This window comes from Aeromonas sp. s6, assembly GCF_040907815.1.
GTDB classification, from domain to species: Bacteria; Pseudomonadota; Gammaproteobacteria; order Enterobacterales; family Aeromonadaceae; genus Aeromonas; species Aeromonas caviae.
Map to the genome: position 1 here is coordinate 93327 of NZ_JBFOCN010000123.1, position 19269 is coordinate 112595.

Below are 19269 nucleotides of genomic sequence, written 5' to 3' on the forward strand. Positions count from 1 at the left end.
GATTAGGATTGCTTGACCCGGATAAGCTGGCGTCGCTCCTGCTTGTCGGGTCGGCGCTCCGGGCTTGGGGCAAACTGGCTGTTGAAGCGGCGGGCTTCGCTGTTTTCGGCCCGTTTCTTCAGGCTGGCCTCGGTCTCTTCATAGAGTTGCTGGGCCAGCGGGGCGGATTTGCGCTGCTCGCTCACCTCGAGCACCCGCACCTCCCGCTCGTCCTGGCCTTGCCAGAATCGCACCAGGGCGCCGACCTCGACCGCCTTGCCCGGCTTGGTGCGCTGGCCGTTGTAGTGCACCTTGCCGCCGTCGATCTGATCCCGCGCCAGACTGCGGGTCTTGTAAAAGCGGGCGGCCCACAGCCACTTGTCGAGACGGACCTGAGTGCTGCTTTGTGCTGGATTCGACATGGATCGGCTCCGGGATGGCTGAAAAGGTGCCTGATTATACCAGAGGCGGGCCCCGGGATAGAAACAGGGGGCATCCGGGTGTGACGGAAACTGAATTTTCACCCCTTGGTCCCATCCGGTCGGTTGTCTCTGGGTCCATTGCCGTACACAATAGCCAACCGACTTGGATGCCAGACAATTTTGAGAAAGATGACGCTACCGTTCAGGGATGATTTGTTGACTTCCCTTCTGGCTCGCTGCAAGGCCATGCCACTTTCCCGTTTCAGCCAGCCCCTGTTCTGGCTTCTGCTGCTGTTGCTGGCCCAGCAGTGTGCCGTGCTCACCTGGCGCCTGTACGAACTGGCCCAGCCCGCTCCCCTGACCCCCTGGCAACCCTCGGTCACCTCGGTGCAGGGGAGTGGTGGCGATCGCCTCGATCTTGGCAACCTCAGCCGCCTCTCTCTCTTTGGCAAGGCGCTGCAACCCCAGGCGGACAAGGCGGCAGAGACGGTGGCGGCGGATGCCCCGAAAACCCAGCTCAACGCCCAGCTCAACGGGGTGCTGGCAAGCTCGGATCCCGCCAAGTCCATCGCCATCATCGCCCACAACGGGACACAGAACTCTTACGGCATCGGGGACTACATCGACGGTACCCAGGCCAGGATACGCCAGGTGTTTGCCGATCGGGTCATCATCGCCCGGGACGGCCGTGACGAGACCCTGATGCTGGACGGGGAGGAGTATGGCAAGCCCCTGCCCAAACCGGCCCGCCAGGAGGGGCTCTCCTCCGTGCGCAGCGAACTGCTGGGCAACCCGGGCAAGATCACCGATTACCTCAATATTTCTCCGGTCCGGGTGGACGGTCGCATGACCGGCTATCGCCTCAACCCGGGTCGCAATCCGGAACTGTTCAATCAACTCGGACTGGTCGCCAACGATCTGGCGGTCAGCATCAACGGCCTGGATCTGCGTGACAACGCCCAGGCCATGCAGGCGATGCAGCAGGTGGCGGGCGCCACGGAAATGACCGTCACCGTCGAGCGGCAAGGACAGCTCTACGACGTCTATGTCGGCTTGTCAGAATAATGAATTGGAGTAGCACCAAGAATGACAAATAAAGGGAAGGGCTGGCGTCTGGCCACCATGGCGGCAGCCTTGATGATGGCCGGTTCTGCCTGGGCCACCGAGTATTCCGCCAGTTTCAAGAACGCCGACATCGAGGAGTTCATCAACACGGTCGGCAAGAACCTGAACAAAACCATCATCATAGAGCCATCGGTACGCGGCAAGATCAACGTGCGCAGCTATGACCTGCTCAACGAGGATCAGTACTACCAGTTCTTCCTGAGCGTGCTCGACGTTTACGGCTTTGCCGTGGTGCCCATGAACAACGGCGTGCTCAAGGTGGTGCGCTCCAAGGATGCCAAGACCTCGGCCATCCCCGTGGTGGATGACACCAACCCCGGCGTGGGTGACGAGATGGTGACCCGGGTCGTGCCGGTGCGCAATGTCTCGGTCCGTGAACTGGCCCCCCTGCTGCGTCAGCTCAACGACAACGCCGGCGGCGGCAACGTGGTCCACTACGAGCCCTCCAACGTGCTGCTCATCACCGGCCGCGCCGCCGTGGTCAACCGCCTGGTGGAGGTAGTTCGCCGGGTGGACAAGGCGGGGGATCAGGACATGGACGTCATCAAGCTCAAGTTCGCCTCCGCCGGCGAGATGGTGCGGCTGGTGACCAACCTCAACAAGGATGGCAGCAATCAGGGGGCCAACGCCTCGCTGCTGCTCTCCCCCAAGGTGGTGGCCGACGAGCGCACCAACTCCGTGGTCATCAGCGGCGAGCCCAAGGCCCGTGCCCGCATCATCCAGATGGTGCGCCAGCTCGACCGGGATCTGCAGAGCCAGGGCAACACCCGGGTCTTCTACCTGAAATATGGCAAGGCCAAGGATCTGGTTGACGTCCTCAAGGGGGTCAGCTCCAGCATCGCCGCCGACAAGAAGGGCGGGGCGGCTGCCACGGCCACGGGCGGCGCCAGCATCGGCGGCGGCCAGCTCGCCATCTCCGCCGACGAGACCACCAATGCCCTGGTGATCACCGCCCAGCCGGACGTGATGGCCGAGCTGGAGCAGGTCATCGCCAAGCTCGACATTCGTCGTGCCCAGGTGCTGGTGGAGGCCATCATCGTCGAGATATCGGATGGTGACGGCATGAACCTCGGGGTGCAGTGGGCCAACACCAATGGCGGCGGCACCCAGTTCACCGACACTGGTCTGCCCATCGGCTCCCTGGCCATCGCCGCCAAGGATTACAAAGACAACGGCAACACCGACGGCCTGTCATCCCTGGCGGGCAGCTTCAGCGGCATGGCGGCAGGCTTCTATCACGGAGACTGGGCGGCGCTGGTGACGGCGCTCTCCACCAACAGCAAGAACGACATCCTCTCCACCCCGAGCATCGTCACCATGGACAACAAGGAAGCCTCCTTCAACGTCGGTCAGGAAGTGCCGGTGCAGAGCGGCTCCCAGAGCTCCACCACCAGCGATCAGGTGTTCAACACCATAGAGCGCAAGACGGTGGGGACCAAGCTGGTGGTGACGCCCCAGATCAACGAAGGAGATTCCGTACTGCTCAACATCGAGCAGGAGGTCTCCAGCGTGGCACAGAAGCAGGCGACCGGGACCGCCAACCTGGGCCCCACCTTCGATACCCGCACCGTGAAGAACGCCGTGCTGGTCAAGAGCGGCGAGACAGTGGTGCTGGGCGGCCTGATGGACGAACAGACCCAGGAGCAGATCTCCAAGGTGCCCCTGCTCGGGGATATTCCGGTGCTGGGCTACCTGTTCCGTTCCTCCAAGACCTCCACCGCCAAGCGCAACCTGATGGTCTTCATCCGCCCGACCATATTGCGTGACGCCAATGTCTACTCCGGGGTCTCCAGCAACAAGTACACCCTGTTCAGGGCCGAACAGCTGAGCCGGGCTGCGGAAGAGGGCTATGCCACCTCGCCGGCTCGCCAGGTGCTGCCCGCCTATGGCCAGGACGTGATGATGTCCCCCGAGGTGCAGCAGCAGATCCAGAGAATGCAGGCCCAGCAGCAGGCGACCGCCACCGGCGTGCGCGCCCAGGTGCAGGAGCAGCCCTTCGTGCAGAGCAAGCCCTGATGGCCGCCTACCAGCTCGATGGCAGCGAGCTGCCGGCTCCCCTGCCGGAACTGCCGTTCGCGTTTGCCCGCAACTTCGGGGCCATCCTGACCGAGCGCCAGGGTGCCCCGGTGCTGCTCTGTCGTCAGGGGATCTCCCCCCAGACCCTGCTGGAGGTGCGACGGGTGGCGGGCTGTGCCTTCGCGGTGGAGCAGCTTGGCAACGACGAGTTCGAGACGCTCCTGATGGCCCACTATCAGCGTGACTCCTCCGAGGCGCGTCAGTTGATGGAGGATCTCGGCAACGAGATGGACTTCTTTGCCCTGGCCGAGGAGCTGCCCCAGAGCGAGGATCTGCTGGATGCCGACGACGACGCCCCCATCATTCGCCTCATCAATGCCATGTTGAGCGAGGCGATAAAAGAAGAGGCGTCCGACATCCACATCGAGACCTTCGAGCGGGCCCTGGTGATCCGTTTTCGCATCGATGGGGTGCTGCGGGAGATCCTGCGCCCCCATCGCAAACTCGCCTCCCTGCTGGTGTCGCGCATCAAGGTCATGTCGCGCATGGACATCGCCGAGAAGCGGGTGCCCCAGGATGGCCGCATCTCACTGCGCATCGGCGGCCGGGCGGTGGACGTGCGGGTCTCCACCATGCCCTCCAGCTACGGCGAGCGGGTGGTATTGCGACTGCTCGACAAGAACAACGTGCGCCTCGAGCTCAAGCAGCTCGGCATGACGCTGGCCAACCGCAACATCATCAGCGAACTCATTCGCAAGCCCCACGGCATCATCCTGGTGACGGGCCCGACCGGTTCGGGCAAGTCCACCACCCTTTACGCGGCCCTCTCGGAGATCAACTCCCGGGATCGCAACATTCTGACCGTCGAAGACCCCATCGAATATGACCTCGAAGGGGTGGGCCAGACCCAGGTCAATAGCAAGGTGGACATGACCTTCGCCCGGGGCCTGCGCGCCATTCTGCGCCAAGACCCGGACGTGGTGATGGTGGGGGAAATCCGTGACCTCGAGACCGCCCAGATCGCGGTGCAGGCATCCCTCACCGGTCACCTGGTGATGTCGACCCTGCACACCAACACCGCCATCGGCGCCATCACCCGGATGCGGGACATGGGGATCGAGCCCTTCCTGCTCTCCTCGTCGCTCCTGGCGGTACTGGCCCAGCGGCTGGTGCGCACTCTCTGCCCGGATTGCCGCGCACCGCACCCTGTCACCGAGCAGGAGCGTGTTGCCATGGGCATCGAGCTTGCGCCGGATCAGCAGATCTGGCGTCCGGTGGGCTGCGAGCAGTGCAACCATACCGGCTATCGCGGCCGGACCGGCATCCACGAGCTGGTGGTGGTGGACGAGGCGGTGCGTGAGGCGATCCACAGCGCCAGCGGCGAGCTAGCCATCGAGCGGCTGATCCGGGGTCATACCCCCAGCATCCGCCGCGACGGCATCGACAAGGTGCTCAAGGGGCAGACCAGCCTCGAAGAGGTGCTGCGCGTGACCCGGGAAGACTGAGATGGCGGCATTTGAATACAAGGCCCTCGACGGCAAGGGGCGCAACAAGAGCGGCGTGCTGGAAGGGGATTCCGCCCGCCAGGTGCGCCAGCTGCTGCGCGAGCAGGGGCTGACCCCCCTCGAGGTGAACGAGACCACCGAGAAGGCCAAGCGGGAGGCGAACCGCTTCGTGCTGTTTCGCCGTGGTGCCTCCACCGCAGAACTGGCCCTCATCACCCGCCAGCTGGCGACCCTGGTGGGGGCCGGTCTCACCATCGAAGAGGCCCTCAAGGCGGTCGCCGAGCAGTGCGAGAAGGCCCACCTGCGCAGCCTGGTGGCGACGGTGCGCAGCAAAGTGGTGGAGGGGTATTCCCTGGCCGATTCGCTGGGGGCCTTCCCCCATGTGTTCGACCAGCTGTTCCGCTCCATGGTGGCGGCCGGCGAGAAGTCCGGCCACCTGGAGAAGGTGCTCAACCGTCTCGCCGATTACACCGAGCAGCGCCAGCACATGCGCACCAAGCTGCTGCAGGCGATGATCTATCCCATCGTCCTCACCCTGGTGGCGGTGGGGGTCATCTCCATCCTGCTCACCGCCGTTGTGCCCAAGGTGGTGGCCCAGTTCGAACACATGGGCCAGCAACTGCCGGGTACCACCCGTTTCCTCATCGGCACCAGCGAGCTGTTGCAGCACTACGGCCTCTGGTTCCTGCTGCTCCTTGGCATTGGCGGCCTGATTTGGCGCTGGTGGCTGACCGACGACAAGCGTCGTCGTCGCTGGCACCAGGTGATACTGCGCCTGCCGGTGATCGGTCGGGTCAGCCGCGGTCTCAACACCGCCCGCTTTGCCCGCACCCTGAGCATCCTCAACGCCAGCGCCGTCCCCCTGCTGGAGGGAATGAAGATCGCCGGGGAAGTGCTCTCCAACGACTATGCCCGCATGCGCATCGGTGAGGCCACCGAGCGGGTGCGGGAGGGGACCAGCCTGCGCAAGTCGCTGGATGAAACCAGAATTTTTCCGCCCATGATGCTGCACATGATCGCCTCGGGCGAGCAGAGCGGCGAGCTCGACAGCATGCTGGAGCGGGCGGCGGACAACCAGGACAGGGAGTTCGAAACCCAGGTGAACATCGCCCTCGGGGTGTTCGAGCCCATGCTGGTGGTCTCCATGGCCGGGGTGGTGCTGTTTATCGTGATGTCGATCCTGCAGCCGATCCTGGAGCTCAACAACATGGTGAATTTGTAAGGTTCGGACGTTCGAATACGCTTCGCCATTCGAACCTGCACATTCAATCGAACGATCGTGGTTTAACAGTTAATCGTTGATGGCTCATGCCATCTCATTTCGTTAGGGAGTCAGTCATGCAAAAGCGTCGTCAATCGGGTTTTACCCTGCTGGAAGTGATGGTGGTCATCGTGATCCTGGGGATCCTGGCCAGCCTGGTGGTGCCCAACCTGATGGGCAACAAGGAGAAGGCGGATCAGCAAAAAGCGGTCTCCGACATAGTGGCGCTGGAAAACGCCCTCGACATGTACAAGCTGGACAACAACCGCTACCCCACCACCGAGCAGGGGCTGGACGCCCTGGTCAACAAGCCGACCGCATCCCCTGAGCCGCGCAGTTACCGTGAAGGGGGCTACATCAAGCGCCTGCCGCAGGATCCCTGGGGCAACCAGTATCAGCTGCTGAGCCCGGGCCAGTTCGGCAAGATCGACATCTTCTCAATGGGGATGGACGGCGAAGCCGGGACCGATGACGACATCGGCAACTGGAACCTGAAGGACTTCCAATAAGTGATTCCGCCGCGTCGTGCTCACCGGGCCACCCCGGGGCTGCCTGCATGAAGGTGGCCTCTTCGGCGCGTCACCAGGCCGGTTTTACCCTGCTGGAGGTGTTGCTGGTCGCCATGTTGATGGGACTGGTGGCGACCGCCGTCACCCTCAGCATGGGGGGCGCCAGGGGGGATCGGGAGCTCGACAAGCAGGCGCGCCGCTTCATGGCGACCCTGCAGCAGGCCCAGGAGTATTCGGTGATGGATGGCAGGCTGCTGGGGCTGCGGGTCGAGGAGAACGGCTGGCAGTTTATGTCCCGGGATCCCAAGGATCGCAAGTGGCGCGCCCTGACCGGTGACAAGTTGCTGGGGCCGGTGACGTTGCCGGAGGGGATGACCCTGGCGGTGGAGCTGGAAGGTTTCAACTGGCGTACTGCGTCGGACGAACGCCAGGAGCAGGGTCGGGACGAGCGCGAGCGGACACCCCAGATCCTGGTCTTTCCGGGGGGAGAGCTCTCTCCCTTCGTGCTGACCCTGAGCCAGCAGGACGAGGATCTGCACTACCTGCGCACCGTCAGGGGGGACGAGTTCGGTCGTCTCTCCCTGTTGCAGGATGAAGAGGAAGAAGAGTGAGGAGCGCCAGGCCCGCAGGGGGCGCTCTAGCGCGTCGCACCGCTCTGTCGGGCGGCCCCGCCCGGGTGCGCGGCATGACGCTGCTGGAGGTCATGGTGGCCCTGGCGGTGTTTGCCATCGCCGGGCTGGCGGTGATGAAGACCGCGAGCGAACACCTGGCCGGCCTCAATTATCTGGAGCAGAAGACCCTGGCGACCTGGGTGGTGGAGAATCAGCTGGTGCAGCAGAAGCTCGAAGGCAAATGGCCGGGAGACAGCTGGGTGGAAGGGGACGAGGAGATGGCCGGGCAGACCTGGTACTGGCGCTATCGCGGCGTCGCCACGGCGGACAGCAACTTCAGGGCGCTGGACATGGAAGTGCGCACTGCGCCCAAGGCCGACAGCCCGGTGGCCATGATCCGGACCTATCTCAGCCGATGAACATTCATCAACGTGCGTCCATGATCCGGAGCCGGTGTCAGCCGATGATCCAGAGCAACACCCACCCATCGTGCCACCGCGGCTTCACCCTGCTTGAGATGCTGGTGGCCATTGCCATCTTCGCCACCCTGAGCCTGGGGGCCTATCAGGTGCTGCAAGGGGTGCTGACCAGCGACGAGGTGGCCAAGCGCAAGGAGGCCCGTCTCTCGGAGCTTCAGCTCGCCTTCAGCCTGCTGGAGCGGGATGTCACCCAGATGGTGCCGCGCAGCGGTCGCATCGACGGCGAGAACAACAAGGTGCTGCTGGCGGCGTCTCGCTTCGGCCAGCAAAGCGACGACTGGGGCATGGCCTTCATTCGCGGCGGCTGGCTCAATCCGGACGGCATACTGCCGCGCTCCGGCCTGCAACGGGTGGGCTGGCGTCTCAAGGGGCAGACCCTGGAGCGGTTGAGCTACCTCTATCCGGATCCGGCCATTGGCACCGAGCCGCGCATTCAGCCCGTACTGACCGGCGTGACGGCGCTGCGCCTCTATTTCTACGACAAGGGACAGTGGAAGGAGGAGTGGACCCAGCGCGACCTGCTGCCCTATGGGCTGGCGGTGGAGCTGGAGCTTGAAGACTACGGCACCATCCGTCGCCAGTTCCTGATCGGTGCTGGTGGCCAGAGGGCTGAGAATGGTAACTGATCGTCGTTTTCCCCTGTCCGTCACGGAGGATGACGGCACTATTCGACGTCGCCAGTTCTTGATCGGTGCTGGTGGCCAGAGGGCAGAGAATGGTAACTGATCGTCGTTTTCCCCTGTCTATCACGGAGGATGACGGCACTATTCGACGTCGCCAGTTCTTGATCGGCGCTGGTGGTCAGAGGGCGGACAATGGCAATTAAGCGCCCCCGCCATCCTTTGGCCCCCGGCAGACAGCGGGGCATGGCCCTGCTGGTGGTGTTGCTCATCCTCGCGGTGATGGTGATCGTCGCCAGCAACATGAGTGGCCGCCTGCAACTGGAGCTGCGCCGCACCGCCAACCTCACCCTGGGCAAGCAGGCCTGGTGGTATGCCATGTCGGCGGAGGCTCTGGTGATCAAGGTGCTGAACCAGGACTTCAAGGACGACCCGGATCGGGTGAGTCTGGGACAGAACTGGGCGCGGGAGGACGGGGTCTTCCCGGTGGAGGATGGCACTCTCTCGGGCCGGGTGCGGGATCTGCAATCCTGCTTCAACCTCAACAGCCTGAGCGTGCCCCTCAAGGAGGGGGAGAACGGCGACGATCTCGAGGCCCAGCCTTACCAGTTCAAGGTGTTCCGGGCCCTGCTCGCCCAGCTCGAGGTGGATGATTACGAAGCGGTGCAGCTGACGGACGCCATCCGTGACTGGACCGACAAGGATACCCAGCTGGTCTCGAGCAACGGGGCCGAGGATGCCTACTACGAGGGACTCAATCCCCCCTACCTGGTGGCTAACCAGCGGATGCTGGGCACCGACGAATTGCGGGCGGTGCGCGGGGTGAGCGCCAGCCTGTACGCCCGGTTGGCCCCCTATGTGTGCACCCTGCCCAATGACAAGCTGGTGGTGAACATCAACACCATCCGGCCGGAGCAGGCGGCCCTGCTGGTGGGGCTCTACCAGGGGAAGATCGGGCTGGACGATGCCAAGCGGGTGCTGACCAGCCGCCCCAAGAAGGGGTGGAAGAACAAGCAGGAGATGACGGAGCAGTTGCAGGTTCAGCCGGGTGCCATCACCGGGCTGGATGGCGCCCTGGACATCAAGAGCAGCTTCTTCGAGGCCCGCCTGCTGGCGGAGGTGGGGGAGACCCGCGCCAGGCTTGAGACCGTCTTCCAGCGTGGCAAGGACAACAAGCTGGTGATGCTGCGTCGCCTGAGCGGCGGCGCCGAATAACAAGGGGGCATGGGGCGGTTCAGCCGCCCTGCGCATCCCCCGATTGGACTGCAACCCATGGCTGTGCGCCCGCCCCTCTGAGGGAGGAGCGGGCATGGCAGGAGAGACATTAGTGAGCGAGAGTCTGGTCATCCGTCTGGGGACCAATGCGCAGCAGCCAGTGCACTGGCTGGTCTGGTCGGCGCAGGAGCAGGAGATCATCGCCTCCGGCATCCTGGCCTCGGCGCACGCCCTCGGCGAGCTGCAAGAGCGTGCCGGTGGTCGCCCCGTGGTGACCCTGGTGCCCGGCAGCGATCTTATCTTCCGGCGGGTCAATCTGCCGGGCAAATACAGCCGCCAGAGTGCGGCGGCCCTGCCTTATCTGCTGGAGGAGCAGATCGCCTCAGACGTGGACGATCTGCACCTGGTGGTGCTCGGCCATCAGGGCCGCGAGGTGGATCTGATGGCGGTGGACAAGGGGAAGATGCACTCCTGGCTCGGCTGGCTGGAGCAGGCAGGGCTCAAGACCCTGCACCTGCTGCCCGACGTGCTGGCGCTGCCGCTCGCCGCCGATGGCTGGTCAGCCCTGCAGCTGGGGGAGGAGTGGCTGGTCCGCCAGGGCCCCCGTCAGGGCATAGTGGCGGAGGAATCCCTGCTGGCCATGCTGCTGGCAGCGCAGACCGAACCCGTCACCCTTCACTGCCATACTCCCATCCCCGCCATGGCGGCGGGCAACTGGGAGGGGGCTGACCCGGAACTGCCCATGCTGTTGCTGGCGAAAGGGGCGCTGACCTGCCAGGCCAACCTGTTGCAGGGGCCCTATCGTCCCCAGACCGAATACGCCCGCTACTGGTTGCAGTGGCGCAAGGTGGCGGTGCTGGCAGGCGTATTGTTGCTGGTGGCCCTGGTGCAGCGCGGTGTGCATCTGCACCAGCTGACGGAACAGGACAAGGCCCTCAAGGCGGAGATCCGGCAGGTCTACACCCGGATCTTCCCGGGAGAGACGCGGATCGTCAACGTGCGCAGCCAGATGACCCAGCACCTCCAGCAGTTGGGGCAGGCTCCGCAGGATGGCGTCCTGTTGCTCCTGACCGAGCTGGCCCCGGTGTTTGCCGAGGTGCCCGGCCTCAAGCCCGAGGTGCTGCGCTTCGATGCAGCCCGGGGCGAGCTGAGGTTGCAGGTGACGGCCCCCGGCTTCACCGAGATCGAACGTTTCCGCGAGCTGGCGGGCAAGCGCTTCGAGGTGCAGCAGGGTGAGGTGCGAAGTACCGAAGGCAAGGTCGAAGGGGCGCTGGTGCTCAAGGGGAGGTCGTCATGATGGACAAACTGCAGAGCTGGTGGCGCGGCATCAGTGCCCGCGAGCAGCGGCTGGTGGCGGTGGGGGGCAGCGTGTTGCTCATCGGGCTCTTCTACTGGGCGATCTGGCAGCCGGTTGCAAATCGCATTGCCGAGCGCGAGCGGCAGGTGGTGAACCAGCAGCAGACCCTGGCCTGGCTCAAGGAGAAAGGGCAGGAGGTGCTGGCGATGCAGGGGGGACAGGGGCGCCAGGTCGATACCGGCGGTACCCTGGACGGTGTGGTGAACCGCACCGCCTTCAACCAGAAGATCAAGATTGCTCGCTTGCAGCCCCAGGGTCAGGAGCTGCAGGTATGGATAGACACAGTGCCGTTCGATGATCTGCTGATCTGGCTTGCGACCCTCTCGGATCAATACGGCGTCCAGGTGCAGATCATCGAGCTGGCCCGCGAGGGGCTGGCCCCCGGGCTGGTCAAGGTCAGACGTTTGCAGTTGAGTCGTTCCCAATGAAGCGAAAAATAGTGATCGCCAGTCTCTTCCTGCTGGCCTATCTCGGTTTCCTGCTGGCCCAGTTGCCAGCATCCCTGGTGGTGCGCCATCTGCCGCTGCCCCCCAATCTGGTGCGGCTGGAGGGGGTGAGCGGCACCCTCTGGAGCGGTCAGGCCGCCCGGGTGCAATATGCCAGCGAGTCCCTCACCCAGTTGCGCTGGGATCTCGATGGCTGGTCCCTGCTGCGGCTGGCGCCCGAGGTGTCGGTGCGCTTTGGCGAGCGCAGCGGACTCAACGGGCAGGGGATCCTGGGTTGGAACGGTGCCGCTTTCGGGCGCGACATCACCCTGAATGCGCCGGCCCCCTGGGTGCTGGATCGGGTGCCGATGAGACCCCCCTTCCCGTTGACGGCGACGGGTCAGTTGCAGCTCAAGATCGATCAGTTTGCCCAGGGCACTCCCTGGTGCGACAACCTTTACGGGGATCTTCACTGGTATGACGCACAGGCGGACACCCCGGCGGGCAAGCTGGCCCTGGGGGATCCCGAGATCACGCTCACCTGTCTCGACTCACGGCTGGTGGCCGAGATCAAGCAGGGCTCGGAGGCGGTGCAGGTGCTGGGCAAGCTGGAGTTGCAGGCCAATCGCCAGTACCTGTTCCAGGGCACCCTGAAACCGGGTCCCGAGCTGCCGGACCAGATGAAACAGGGGCTCCCCTTCCTCGGCCAGCCCGATGGGCAGGGGCGCTTCCCACTGCGTTATCAGGGCCGCATCTGACGGCGTTGCCCATGGTTTGAACCACCCCGCCCCGGCGGGGTGGTGTCGTTATGGGGGCGCGCCGGCTGGCGCCGTGATGAGGTGATTGAGGAAGAAGCTGAACAGCTCGGCCCGGGAGTGCAGGTTCAACTTGGCGTAGAGGTGCTTGCGGTGATTCTTCACCGTGCCGCTGCCGATGCCGAGTGCATCGGCAATGGCCTCGGTATCCAGCCCCTGCAACAGCAAACCCGCCACCTGGCGCTCCCGCCGGGTTAGCTGGTCTCCCCCCACACTGGCGATAGCCTGCTCCACCGCCCCCTTGAGGTCAGTGCCATCTGACCTGGCCGGGCTGCGGGCCAGGCGGGGTGTCTCTTCCCGCCAGTGCTGGCGACACAGGGAGTGGACCAGCGGGAACAGTGCCTCCAGCCTGGCCAGCTCGTCACGGCTGAGGGAGCTGCGCTTGTCGAGGCGGCCCAGAAACAGCATCAGGGTGAGGCCGCCGCGCACCGGCAGGATCAGCCCCACCTCCTCCTGCCAGCCGGTGGCCTGATAGAAGTGGTGGCGATACTCGGGGTCGAGCCGCCCCCGCGACACCTGCGCCAGGGTCCAGACCCCGGCACCCATCCCCTGTTCCAGCGCCTGCATGAAGGGATCCTGACTGAAGTGGCGGGTGAGGTAGCGGTCGAACAATAGGGCCCGCTGATGATGCAGGTTGTCGTAGAGGTAGACGGGGCGCAGCCCCACCCCGAGCAGCAGGGCACAGTCGAATGCCACCTGTTGCTGGATGAGGCGCACCAGGGCTGCCGGGAAGCCGCTGCCGTGCAGGGCATCGACGGCGGCGGTCAGGCTCAGGGTATCCGTGGCAGGAGACGGGGGCATGGCGATGGGCTCCGGGTCAGGGAATGGTTTCCCCACGATGGCAGGATGCTAGCACGGGAGTGGCAAAACTGTCCCCTGGGGGACATATCTGCCAGCACCGCAAGCGGCGAGGATGGCCCTCTTTCTCTTGCTGTTGGAGCCCCCCATGACAAATCCTCACCTGCTCGATGAGCTGACCCAGCGCGGCCTGGTGGCCCAGAATTCCGACCCGGTGGCGCTGGCCGACCATCTTGCCACCCCGCGCACCGTCTATTGCGGCTTCGATCCTACCGCTGGCAGCCTGCACATCGGCCATCTGGTGCCACTCTTGATGCTGCGCCGCTTCCAGCTGGCGGGCCACACCCCGGTGGCGCTGGTGGGCGGGGCCACCGGCCTTATCGGCGATCCCAGCTTCAAGGCAAGCGAGCGCCCCCTCAACAGCGCCGAGACGGTGCAGGGCTGGGTCGCCAGCCTGTCGGCCCAGATAAAAGCGCTGCTGCCAGCGAGCGACGGGCTGGTGGCGTCGCTGCTGGTCAACAACGCCGACTGGATGGGGCAGATGTCCGCCCTCGATTTTCTGCGGGACATCGGCAAGCACTTCTCGGTCAACGCCATGCTGGCCCGCGAATCGGTGCGCCAGCGCCTGGCCCGCCCGGATCAGGGCATCTCGTTCACCGAGTTCTCCTACACCCTGCTGCAATCCCAGGACTTCGCCGTGCTCAACCAACGCCTCGGCTGCACCCTGCAGATCGGCGGCAACGACCAGTGGGGCAACATCACCAGCGGCATGGACCTCACTAGGCGGCTGCATCAGGCCCAGGTCTATGGCATGACGCTGCCGCTCATCACCAAGGCCGATGGCACCAAGTTCGGCAAGACCGAGGGGGGCGCCGTCTGGCTCGACCCGGCGCTTACCTCCCCTTACGCCTTCTACCAGTTCTGGCTCGGTACCGCAGACGAGGATGTCTACCGATTCCTGCGCTACTACAGCTTTATGCCGCTGGCCGAGATTGAGGCGCTGGAAGCGGAGGATGCGAAGCGGCAGGGGCGCAAGCTGGCCCAACAGGTGCTGGCGGACGAGCTGACCGAACTGGTACACGGCAAGGGGGCGCTGGCGGCGGCGCAGCGCATCAGCGAATCGTTGTTCAGTGGCGAGGTAGCGCGCCTTGGGGAGAGCGATCTGGCCCAGCTGGCGCAAGATGGCATGCCAAGCAGCTGCATCGAGGGGGAAACGGATCTGGTGACCCTGCTGGTGGAGTGCGGCCTGGCCAACTCGAAGCGGATCGCCCGCGAGCTGCTGGCGGCGGGAGCCGTCAGCGTCAACGGTGCGATCCGCCGGGATGAGCCGCTCACCGCCGACGATCGGTTGTTCGGCCACTACCTGCTGCTGCGCCGGGGCAAGAAGCAGTACCACCTGGTGATCCGCTCATGAAGGGGTGAGCGCCTCGATGACGTAGTCGAGGAAGTGGCCGACCAGGGCCGACTCGGCCCGGCGCTGGGTATAGAGGGCGTAGAAATGGGCCCCCTTGGGGCGATAGTCCGGCAGCACTTCGCGCACCACCCCCTCGGCCAGCTCGGCCGCCACCAGGTAGCGCGGCAGGCGGGCTATCCCCAGTCCCTGGCGCATCCCCTGGTGAATCGCCTTCTTGCTGCTGAAGGCCAGTTCGCCCGCTACCTCGAGAGGGATCTCGCGCCCCTGGGCAAGCAGGGGCCAGCACTCGTGGCGGCCGTACTCCTGGCTGCGGGTGATGAGGCTGTGCTGGTGCAGATCCTGCGGTGTGGTGAGGGGCGGGTGGCGGTCCAGGTAGTCGGCGCTGGCGCAGAGCACCAGATCGTCCACCGCGATGGGGCGCGCCAGGTAGGGCTGGGTGCCGAGCTCAGTGCTGCGAAACGCCACGTGCAGATTGTCGCGCAGCAGGTCGGCCGGGGTATTGCTGAAGTCGGCGATGATCCGAACCTCCGGGTGGTCGGCGCGAAAGCGCAGCAGCACCGGAGTCAGCACCACTTCTCCCCAGAGATCCGGCGCCGTGATGCGCAGCTCCCCGCACAGTGCCGAGCGGCGGCGCTGCAGGCCGTCCAGCAACTGCTCGTGCAGGGCGATCATCTGGTCGGCCTGGCGGTAGGCGAGCTCTCCTGCGTCGGTCAGTTGCACCCGGCGGGTGGTGCGACTCAGGAGCACGCTGCCGAGGCTCTGCTCCAGGTGGCGCAGATCTTTTGACGCCTTGCTCGGGGTGATGCCGAGCTGGGCCGCCGCCGCGGCGAAGGATCCACAGCGGACGATGGCGACCAGCAGGCGCATCAGGTAGAGGGTGTCGAGCTTGTGGTGACTCATGAGGGGTGGCCTATTGTGTCTTGCTGGGAATGAATGTCTTGCTTGTCTGCCTGATTATATCCTGGTGGCCCGGGTTTATAGTGGCCGCCATGCCATTGCGATCCCGGGAGAGGACGATGAACAAGACACTGGGCGACAGCTTCCACTTCGAGCGAGCTGGATTGCGGCTCAAGAACCGGGCCGTGCTGGCCCCTTTGACCCACAACATGAGCGGCGCAGGTGGTGATCCCGGCCAGGCCGAGCTCGACTGGCTGGCGCGCTGTGCCCGTGGCGGCTTCGGCCTGCTCATCGCCGCCGCCACCCAGGTGCAGCCCGGCGGACGCTGCTGGGCGGGGCAGCCTGCCCTGATGACGGACGCTCAGCAGCAGGCCTTCACGGCCCTGGCCGACAGTGCGCGGCAGGCCGGGGCGCTGGCGGTGGTGCAACTGCATCACGGCGGGATGCGGGCTCTGCCCGAGCTGAACGACGGGGTGCCGGTCGGCCCGTGCGCGCTGGCGCCGGGCGGGCGTTACCCCCTCGGGGTCAAGGGGCTGAGCGAGGCGGAGATTCTGACGCTCATTGACGCCTTTGTGAGCGCTGCCGAACGGGCCCATGGCGCCGGCCTGCACGGGATCGAGCTGCACGCAGCCCACCACTTCCTGCTCTGCAACTTCCTCAACCCCCTGCACAACCTGCGCACCGACCGCTGGGGGGGCAGCCTCGCCAACCGGGCGCGGATCCTGGTGGAGATAGTGCGCGGCATTCGCGCCCGTCTACCTCGGGGCTTCCTGGTCGGGGTGCGTCTCTCCCCCGAGAGCTATGCCCATATCCAGGGCATCGAACTGGCCCATCAGCTGGCGGTGGCGCGCCTGCTGGCGGACGAGGGGATCGACTACCTGCACTTCTCCATGGGGGACAGCTTCAAGGCGGTGGCGGGGGATCCCGACGGCGGCGCCCTGCTGGAGGCGGTAAGGGTCGGGTTGGCCGGGCGGGTGCCGCTCATGGTGGCGGGCAAGATTAGCGACGCAGATTCGGCGGAGCGGGCTCTGGCCGGCGGCGCCGATCTGGTGGCGGTGGGCACGGCGGCCCTTGGCAATCCGGACTGGATGGAACGGGTGAGCCGCGGCCTGCCTCTGCATGCAGCCCCTTTCACGGCGGCGCACCTCACGGAGGTTGGCTTCACCCCAAGCGCCCTCGACTACCTGGCCAGCATGGGGGTGCTGGCCCCGCGCGATGCGGCATGAGGGCTTTCATGAACGGTATGCGCTCGGCAGGCTGTTGAGCTGATGTGACAAGGCCCTCGTGAAGAGGGCCTTGTGCGTGTCAGGCGCCGAGAGGGAGCAGGTCGGCGTAGTCGTCGAGCGCCGGGAAGTGCTGGAAGGTGAGCGGCGGCATCTGGCTGTCGGGGTGACGGATGCCGAGCTGGTGGGCGATGCCGAACTCGGCCGAGGCGGCCAGGATCCGCTCGCTGTCATCCACGAAGAGGGTGCGGGCCGGGTCGAACGCCAGCCGCTCGGCCAGTGCCTGCCAGCAGTGCTGGCTCTCCTTCGACCACCCGAGCTCATGGGTGCTCACCATCAGATCTAGGTGCTGGGCGAGGCCGAGGCGTGCATCCTTCACCGACAGACTGGCGGGATGGGCATTGGTGAAGAGTACCACCTGCTTGCCGGCGGCCTTGAGTGCGGCCAGGAAGGGAATGACGTTGGGGCGCCACTGGATCTTCTCCAGGATCTCCTGTTTGAGGGCGCGGATGTCGAGCCCGAGCGTCCGGGTCCAGTAATCCACGCAGTACCAGTCGAGGGTGCCGTTGACCGCATGATAGTGGGTGTCTATCTGCGCCTTCGCCTCGGCCAGCGGCAGGCCGAGTCGCTCGGCGTAGCGCGCCGGCACCAGGGTTTGCCACAGGTGGCTGTCAAAATGGAGATCGATCAGGGTGCCATCCATGTCGAGCAACACGGTATCAATCTGGTGCCAGGGCAGGGGAGTCGACATGGGGCCTCGCGATGTCTGTGGTGATGGGAAAAACGGGGCGCATTATAACGGATTTTTCAGGCATCTTTCCCCTCTTTGCCCCGTGGTGTTCGGCAGGGGAGTCGTTTACTCTTGAAACACGATTTTTTAACGAGCAGTCAGCCCCCGATGAGCGATCCCCACAAGCGCAATCCCGTCCACCTCAGTGTCGAGACCATGGCCCATGACAAGAGCAAGCCGGAGATCCTCAAGGCCGAGATCGTGGCCGAGAGCCGGTTGTTCAAAGTGGAGTCCCTTCACCTGAAATTCTCCAACGGCGAGGAGCGGGTCTACGAGCGGATGCGCGGCGGCAACCGGGGGGCCGTCATGGTGGTGCCCCTGTTCGATGCCCACACCCTGCTGCTGGTGCGCGAGTACGCGGCGGGCACCCACTCCTACGAGCTGGGTTTCCCCAAGGGATTGATAGACCCCGGTGAAAATGCCTTCGAGGCGGGCAACCGGGAGCTGATGGAGGAGGCGGGCTTCGGGGCGAGCAGCCTGACCCTGCTCAAGCAGGTGTCGCTGGCGCCGGGGTATTTCTCCAGCCGGATGGACATCTTGCTGGCGCGGGATCTCTACCCCGAGCAGCGGGTCGGTGACGAGCCCGAGCCTCTCGAGGTGATCCCCTGGCCCCTCAACCGGATCGACGAGTTGCTGGCACGACCGGACTTCACCGAGTCGCGCAGCATCAGTGCCCTGCTGCTGGCCAGCAAATGGCTGGCGGAGCAGGGAAATTAGCCCGCAGAGGGTCTGTTTGGTAATCAGAGGCAGAGGTAAGCACCATGCAGGAGTTGTTGGCCTGGATACCCGAGGTCAAGGAGATCGCCCGTGAGGCGGGCAGGATCCTTCACGAGATCTATCGCGGCGGTCAGTTCGAACGCCAGTTGAAGGAGGATGCGACCCCGGTCACCAGTGCCGATCTTGCTGCCGATGCCTACCTCAAACAGGCGCTGGCAGCGCTCACTCCCCATGTCCCCGTGCTGACCGAAGAGGCGGCCGACATCCCCTTCAGCCAGCGTGCGAACTGGCGCCAGTACTGGCTGGTGGACCCGCTGGACGGCACTGGCGAGTTCATCGCAGGCAGCGGCGATTTCGCCACCCTGATCGCCCTGGTGCGGGACAATGTCCCGGTGCTCGGGGTCATCTATGCCCCCGAATCCGATCTGCTCTACTGGGCGGTGCGTGGTCACGGCGCCTTCAAGGAGGCGAACGGCGAGAGCCGTCCCATCAGCGCCATCCATCATGAACACGATCAGCCTGACTCCCTGGTGGTGGCCATCAGCCGCCGCCAGAAACTGGAGAACCTGACCCGTCGCCTCAACCCGGCCATCCACTACGAGCTGATCCCGCTCGGCTCCAGCTCCCTCAAGTCCTGTCTGGTAGCGGAAGGCGTGGCGGATTGCTACGTGCGCCTGGGCCCCACCGGGGAGTGGGATACCGCTGCCGCCCAGTGCATCGTGGAGGCGGCAGGGGGCCGCATCCTCAGCCTGGCGCTGCAACCGCTGAGCTACAACGAGACTGAGTCGCTGGAGAACCCGGACTTCATCGTGATGGGGGACCCGGATCTCGCCTGGGGACGCATTCTGGCCCACTGACGGGTCGACCAGCTCGCAGGGAATGCAATCAGGCGACCATAGGGTCGCCTGATTGCATTGGTGTGATCCACTGGCTGGTTACGGGGATTTTAGGGAGATTCGCTAGTGATGGCGATAACGGCAGTGGATCATCACATCCAATCTGGCTGCACTGGCATAAATTTCAGTAAATTCTGAAAACATGCATTTCATCGAAACAAAAAATCGACGTCGATTTTGATTTTGGTTTTATAT

The 19269-nt window shown here is 64.9% G+C and carries 20 protein-coding genes and 1 pseudogene; 17 read left to right on the forward strand and 4 right to left on the reverse strand.

Going from position 1 to position 19269, the window contains the following annotated elements; translation table 11 throughout:
* Positions 1-2 precede the first annotated feature (2 nt).
* Positions 3-401: a ribosome-associated heat shock protein Hsp15 gene (hslR, locus tag AB5Y50_RS21110; RefSeq protein ID WP_010675728.1), complete on the reverse strand. Its 399-nt coding sequence runs from the start codon at positions 399-401 to the stop codon at positions 3-5.
* 213 nt (positions 402-614) lie between these two features.
* On the opposite strand from hslR, the gene exeC reads away from it, so the two are divergent.
* The 13 genes and pseudogenes from exeC (at position 615) to exeN (ending at position 12282) form a co-directional block, all read left to right on the forward strand.
* Positions 615-1466 carry a GspC family type II secretion system variant ExeC gene (gene exeC, locus AB5Y50_RS21115; protein WP_272865916.1) on the forward strand — a complete coding sequence of 284 codons (852 nt, stop codon included), beginning with the start codon at positions 615-617 and terminating at the stop codon, positions 1464-1466.
* Between the two features lie 21 nt (positions 1467-1487).
* Positions 1488-3542 carry a GspD family T2SS secretin variant ExeD gene (gene exeD / locus AB5Y50_RS21120; RefSeq protein WP_010675726.1) on the forward strand — a complete coding sequence of 685 codons (2055 nt, stop codon included), beginning with the start codon at positions 1488-1490 and terminating at the stop codon, positions 3540-3542.
* Entirely contained in the window at positions 3542-5047 is a 1506-nt protein-coding gene (gene exeE, locus AB5Y50_RS21125) for a GspE family T2SS ATPase variant ExeE (protein WP_042014784.1), read from the forward strand. Before exeD ends, exeE begins: the two co-directional genes overlap by 1 nt.
* A 1-nt stretch (position 5048) precedes the next feature.
* Entirely contained in the window at positions 5049-6269 is a 1221-nt protein-coding gene (exeF, locus tag AB5Y50_RS21130; protein ID WP_039040588.1) for a GspF family T2SS innner membrane protein variant ExeF, read from the forward strand.
* Positions 6270-6385: 116 nt separating this feature from the next.
* Positions 6386-6817, forward strand: a complete 432-nt coding sequence (exeG, locus tag AB5Y50_RS21135; RefSeq protein ID WP_010675723.1) for a GspG family T2SS major pseudopilin variant ExeG — start codon at positions 6386-6388, stop codon at positions 6815-6817.
* A gap of 47 nt (positions 6818-6864) precedes the next feature.
* Complete coding sequence (gene exeH / locus AB5Y50_RS21140) at positions 6865-7428, forward strand: GspH family T2SS minor pseudopilin variant ExeH (protein ID WP_010675722.1); 564 nt, start codon at positions 6865-6867, stop codon at positions 7426-7428.
* A 65-nt stretch (positions 7429-7493) separates the two neighbouring features.
* Positions 7494-7847: a GspI family T2SS minor pseudopilin variant ExeI gene (gene exeI, locus AB5Y50_RS21145; RefSeq protein WP_257713654.1), complete on the forward strand. Its 354-nt coding sequence runs from the start codon at positions 7494-7496 to the stop codon at positions 7845-7847.
* 44 nt (positions 7848-7891) lie between these two features.
* Positions 7892-8533 carry a GspJ family T2SS minor pseudopilin variant ExeJ gene (gene exeJ / locus AB5Y50_RS21150; RefSeq protein WP_045522074.1) on the forward strand — a complete coding sequence of 214 codons (642 nt, stop codon included), beginning with the start codon at positions 7892-7894 and terminating at the stop codon, positions 8531-8533.
* Positions 8534-8558: 25 nt separating this feature from the next.
* Positions 8559-8633: pseudogene (locus tag AB5Y50_RS21155) on the forward strand (type II secretion system protein GspJ); the annotation flags it as partial.
* 89 nt (positions 8634-8722) lie between these two features.
* A complete protein-coding gene (exeK, locus tag AB5Y50_RS21160) occupies positions 8723-9742 on the forward strand; it encodes a GspK family T2SS minor pseudopilin variant ExeK (RefSeq protein ID WP_182935218.1) in 1020 nt (339 codons plus the stop codon).
* Positions 9743-9854: 112 nt separating this feature from the next.
* Positions 9855-11039, forward strand: coding sequence for a GspL family type II secretion system protein ExeL (gene exeL, locus AB5Y50_RS21165; RefSeq protein ID WP_182935219.1), 1185 nt, complete (start codon positions 9855-9857; stop codon positions 11037-11039).
* Positions 11036-11527 carry a GspM family type II secretion system protein ExeM gene (gene exeM, locus AB5Y50_RS21170; protein WP_048208487.1) on the forward strand — a complete coding sequence of 164 codons (492 nt, stop codon included), beginning with the start codon at positions 11036-11038 and terminating at the stop codon, positions 11525-11527. Before exeL ends, exeM begins: the two co-directional genes overlap by 4 nt.
* The gene (gene exeN, locus AB5Y50_RS21175) at positions 11524-12282 is read left to right on the forward strand and encodes a GspN family type II secretion system protein ExeN (protein WP_161470346.1); all 759 of its coding nucleotides are present in this window, start codon (positions 11524-11526) and stop codon (positions 12280-12282) included. The genes exeM and exeN overlap by 4 nt, the downstream gene beginning before the upstream one ends.
* Positions 12283-12330: 48 nt before the next feature.
* Here the strand turns inward: exeN and AB5Y50_RS21180 are convergent, their stop codons facing one another.
* Positions 12331-13140, reverse strand: coding sequence for a helix-turn-helix transcriptional regulator (locus tag AB5Y50_RS21180; RefSeq protein WP_104452244.1), 810 nt, complete (start codon positions 13138-13140; stop codon positions 12331-12333).
* 145 nt (positions 13141-13285) lie between these two features.
* Here AB5Y50_RS21180 and tyrS point away from each other — a divergent pair, with 145 nt between their 5' ends.
* Positions 13286-14551, forward strand: a complete 1266-nt coding sequence (gene tyrS, locus AB5Y50_RS21185; protein WP_319882948.1) for a tyrosine--tRNA ligase — start codon at positions 13286-13288, stop codon at positions 14549-14551.
* Here tyrS and AB5Y50_RS21190 read toward each other — a convergent pair.
* Positions 14546-15451, reverse strand: coding sequence for a LysR family transcriptional regulator (locus tag AB5Y50_RS21190; protein WP_041213942.1), 906 nt, complete (start codon positions 15449-15451; stop codon positions 14546-14548). The genes tyrS and AB5Y50_RS21190 overlap by 6 nt on opposite strands.
* 116 nt (positions 15452-15567) lie before the next feature.
* Here AB5Y50_RS21190 and AB5Y50_RS21195 point away from each other — a divergent pair, with 116 nt between their 5' ends.
* Positions 15568-16674: an NADH:flavin oxidoreductase gene (locus AB5Y50_RS21195; RefSeq protein ID WP_319882947.1), complete on the forward strand. Its 1107-nt coding sequence runs from the start codon at positions 15568-15570 to the stop codon at positions 16672-16674.
* Positions 16675-16753: 79 nt separating this feature from the next.
* Here AB5Y50_RS21195 and yrfG read toward each other — a convergent pair whose 3' ends face one another.
* The gene (gene yrfG, locus AB5Y50_RS21200) at positions 16754-17422 is read right to left on the reverse strand and encodes a GMP/IMP nucleotidase (RefSeq protein WP_041211711.1); all 669 of its coding nucleotides are present in this window, start codon (positions 17420-17422) and stop codon (positions 16754-16756) included.
* 147 nt (positions 17423-17569) lie between these two features.
* Between yrfG and nudE the strand changes: the two genes are divergently transcribed.
* Together nudE and cysQ are read left to right on the forward strand one after the other, a co-directional pair.
* Positions 17570-18178, forward strand: a complete 609-nt coding sequence (gene nudE, locus AB5Y50_RS21205; RefSeq protein ID WP_039040577.1) for an ADP compounds hydrolase NudE — start codon at positions 17570-17572, stop codon at positions 18176-18178.
* Between the two features lie 44 nt (positions 18179-18222).
* Complete coding sequence (gene cysQ / locus AB5Y50_RS21210) at positions 18223-19035, forward strand: 3'(2'),5'-bisphosphate nucleotidase CysQ (RefSeq protein WP_010675709.1); 813 nt, start codon at positions 18223-18225, stop codon at positions 19033-19035.
* Positions 19036-19269: the final 234 nt, after the last annotated feature.

What these genes read in the sequence shown, in the direction of transcription:
- exeJ (WP_045522074.1), top strand. Translation starts at nt 7,892, where the DNA reads ATGATCCAGAGCAACACCCACCCATCGTGCCACCGCGGCTTCACCCTG.
- AB5Y50_RS21190 (WP_041213942.1), bottom strand. Translation starts at nt 15,451, where the DNA reads ATGAGTCACCACAAGCTCGACACCCTCTACCTGATGCGCCTGCTGGTC.
- exeF (WP_039040588.1), top strand. Translation starts at nt 5,049, where the DNA reads ATGGCGGCATTTGAATACAAGGCCCTCGACGGCAAGGGGCGCAACAAG.
- exeG (WP_010675723.1), top strand. Translation starts at nt 6,386, where the DNA reads ATGCAAAAGCGTCGTCAATCGGGTTTTACCCTGCTGGAAGTGATGGTG.
- exeM (WP_048208487.1), top strand. Translation starts at nt 11,036, where the DNA reads ATGATGGACAAACTGCAGAGCTGGTGGCGCGGCATCAGTGCCCGCGAG.
- exeH (WP_010675722.1), top strand. Translation starts at nt 6,865, where the DNA reads ATGAAGGTGGCCTCTTCGGCGCGTCACCAGGCCGGTTTTACCCTGCTG.
- exeK (WP_182935218.1), top strand. Translation starts at nt 8,723, where the DNA reads ATGGCAATTAAGCGCCCCCGCCATCCTTTGGCCCCCGGCAGACAGCGG.
- cysQ (WP_010675709.1), top strand. Translation starts at nt 18,223, where the DNA reads ATGCAGGAGTTGTTGGCCTGGATACCCGAGGTCAAGGAGATCGCCCGT.
- exeD (WP_010675726.1), top strand. Translation starts at nt 1,488, where the DNA reads ATGACAAATAAAGGGAAGGGCTGGCGTCTGGCCACCATGGCGGCAGCC.
- AB5Y50_RS21195 (WP_319882947.1), top strand. Translation starts at nt 15,568, where the DNA reads ATGAACAAGACACTGGGCGACAGCTTCCACTTCGAGCGAGCTGGATTG.
- AB5Y50_RS21180 (WP_104452244.1), bottom strand. Translation starts at nt 13,140, where the DNA reads ATGCCCCCGTCTCCTGCCACGGATACCCTGAGCCTGACCGCCGCCGTC.
- nudE (WP_039040577.1), top strand. Translation starts at nt 17,570, where the DNA reads ATGAGCGATCCCCACAAGCGCAATCCCGTCCACCTCAGTGTCGAGACC.
- tyrS (WP_319882948.1), top strand. Translation starts at nt 13,286, where the DNA reads ATGACAAATCCTCACCTGCTCGATGAGCTGACCCAGCGCGGCCTGGTG.
- yrfG (WP_041211711.1), bottom strand. Translation starts at nt 17,422, where the DNA reads ATGTCGACTCCCCTGCCCTGGCACCAGATTGATACCGTGTTGCTCGAC.
- exeN (WP_161470346.1), top strand. Translation starts at nt 11,524, where the DNA reads ATGAAGCGAAAAATAGTGATCGCCAGTCTCTTCCTGCTGGCCTATCTC.
- hslR (WP_010675728.1), bottom strand. Translation starts at nt 401, where the DNA reads ATGTCGAATCCAGCACAAAGCAGCACTCAGGTCCGTCTCGACAAGTGG.
- exeE (WP_042014784.1), top strand. Translation starts at nt 3,542, where the DNA reads ATGGCCGCCTACCAGCTCGATGGCAGCGAGCTGCCGGCTCCCCTGCCG.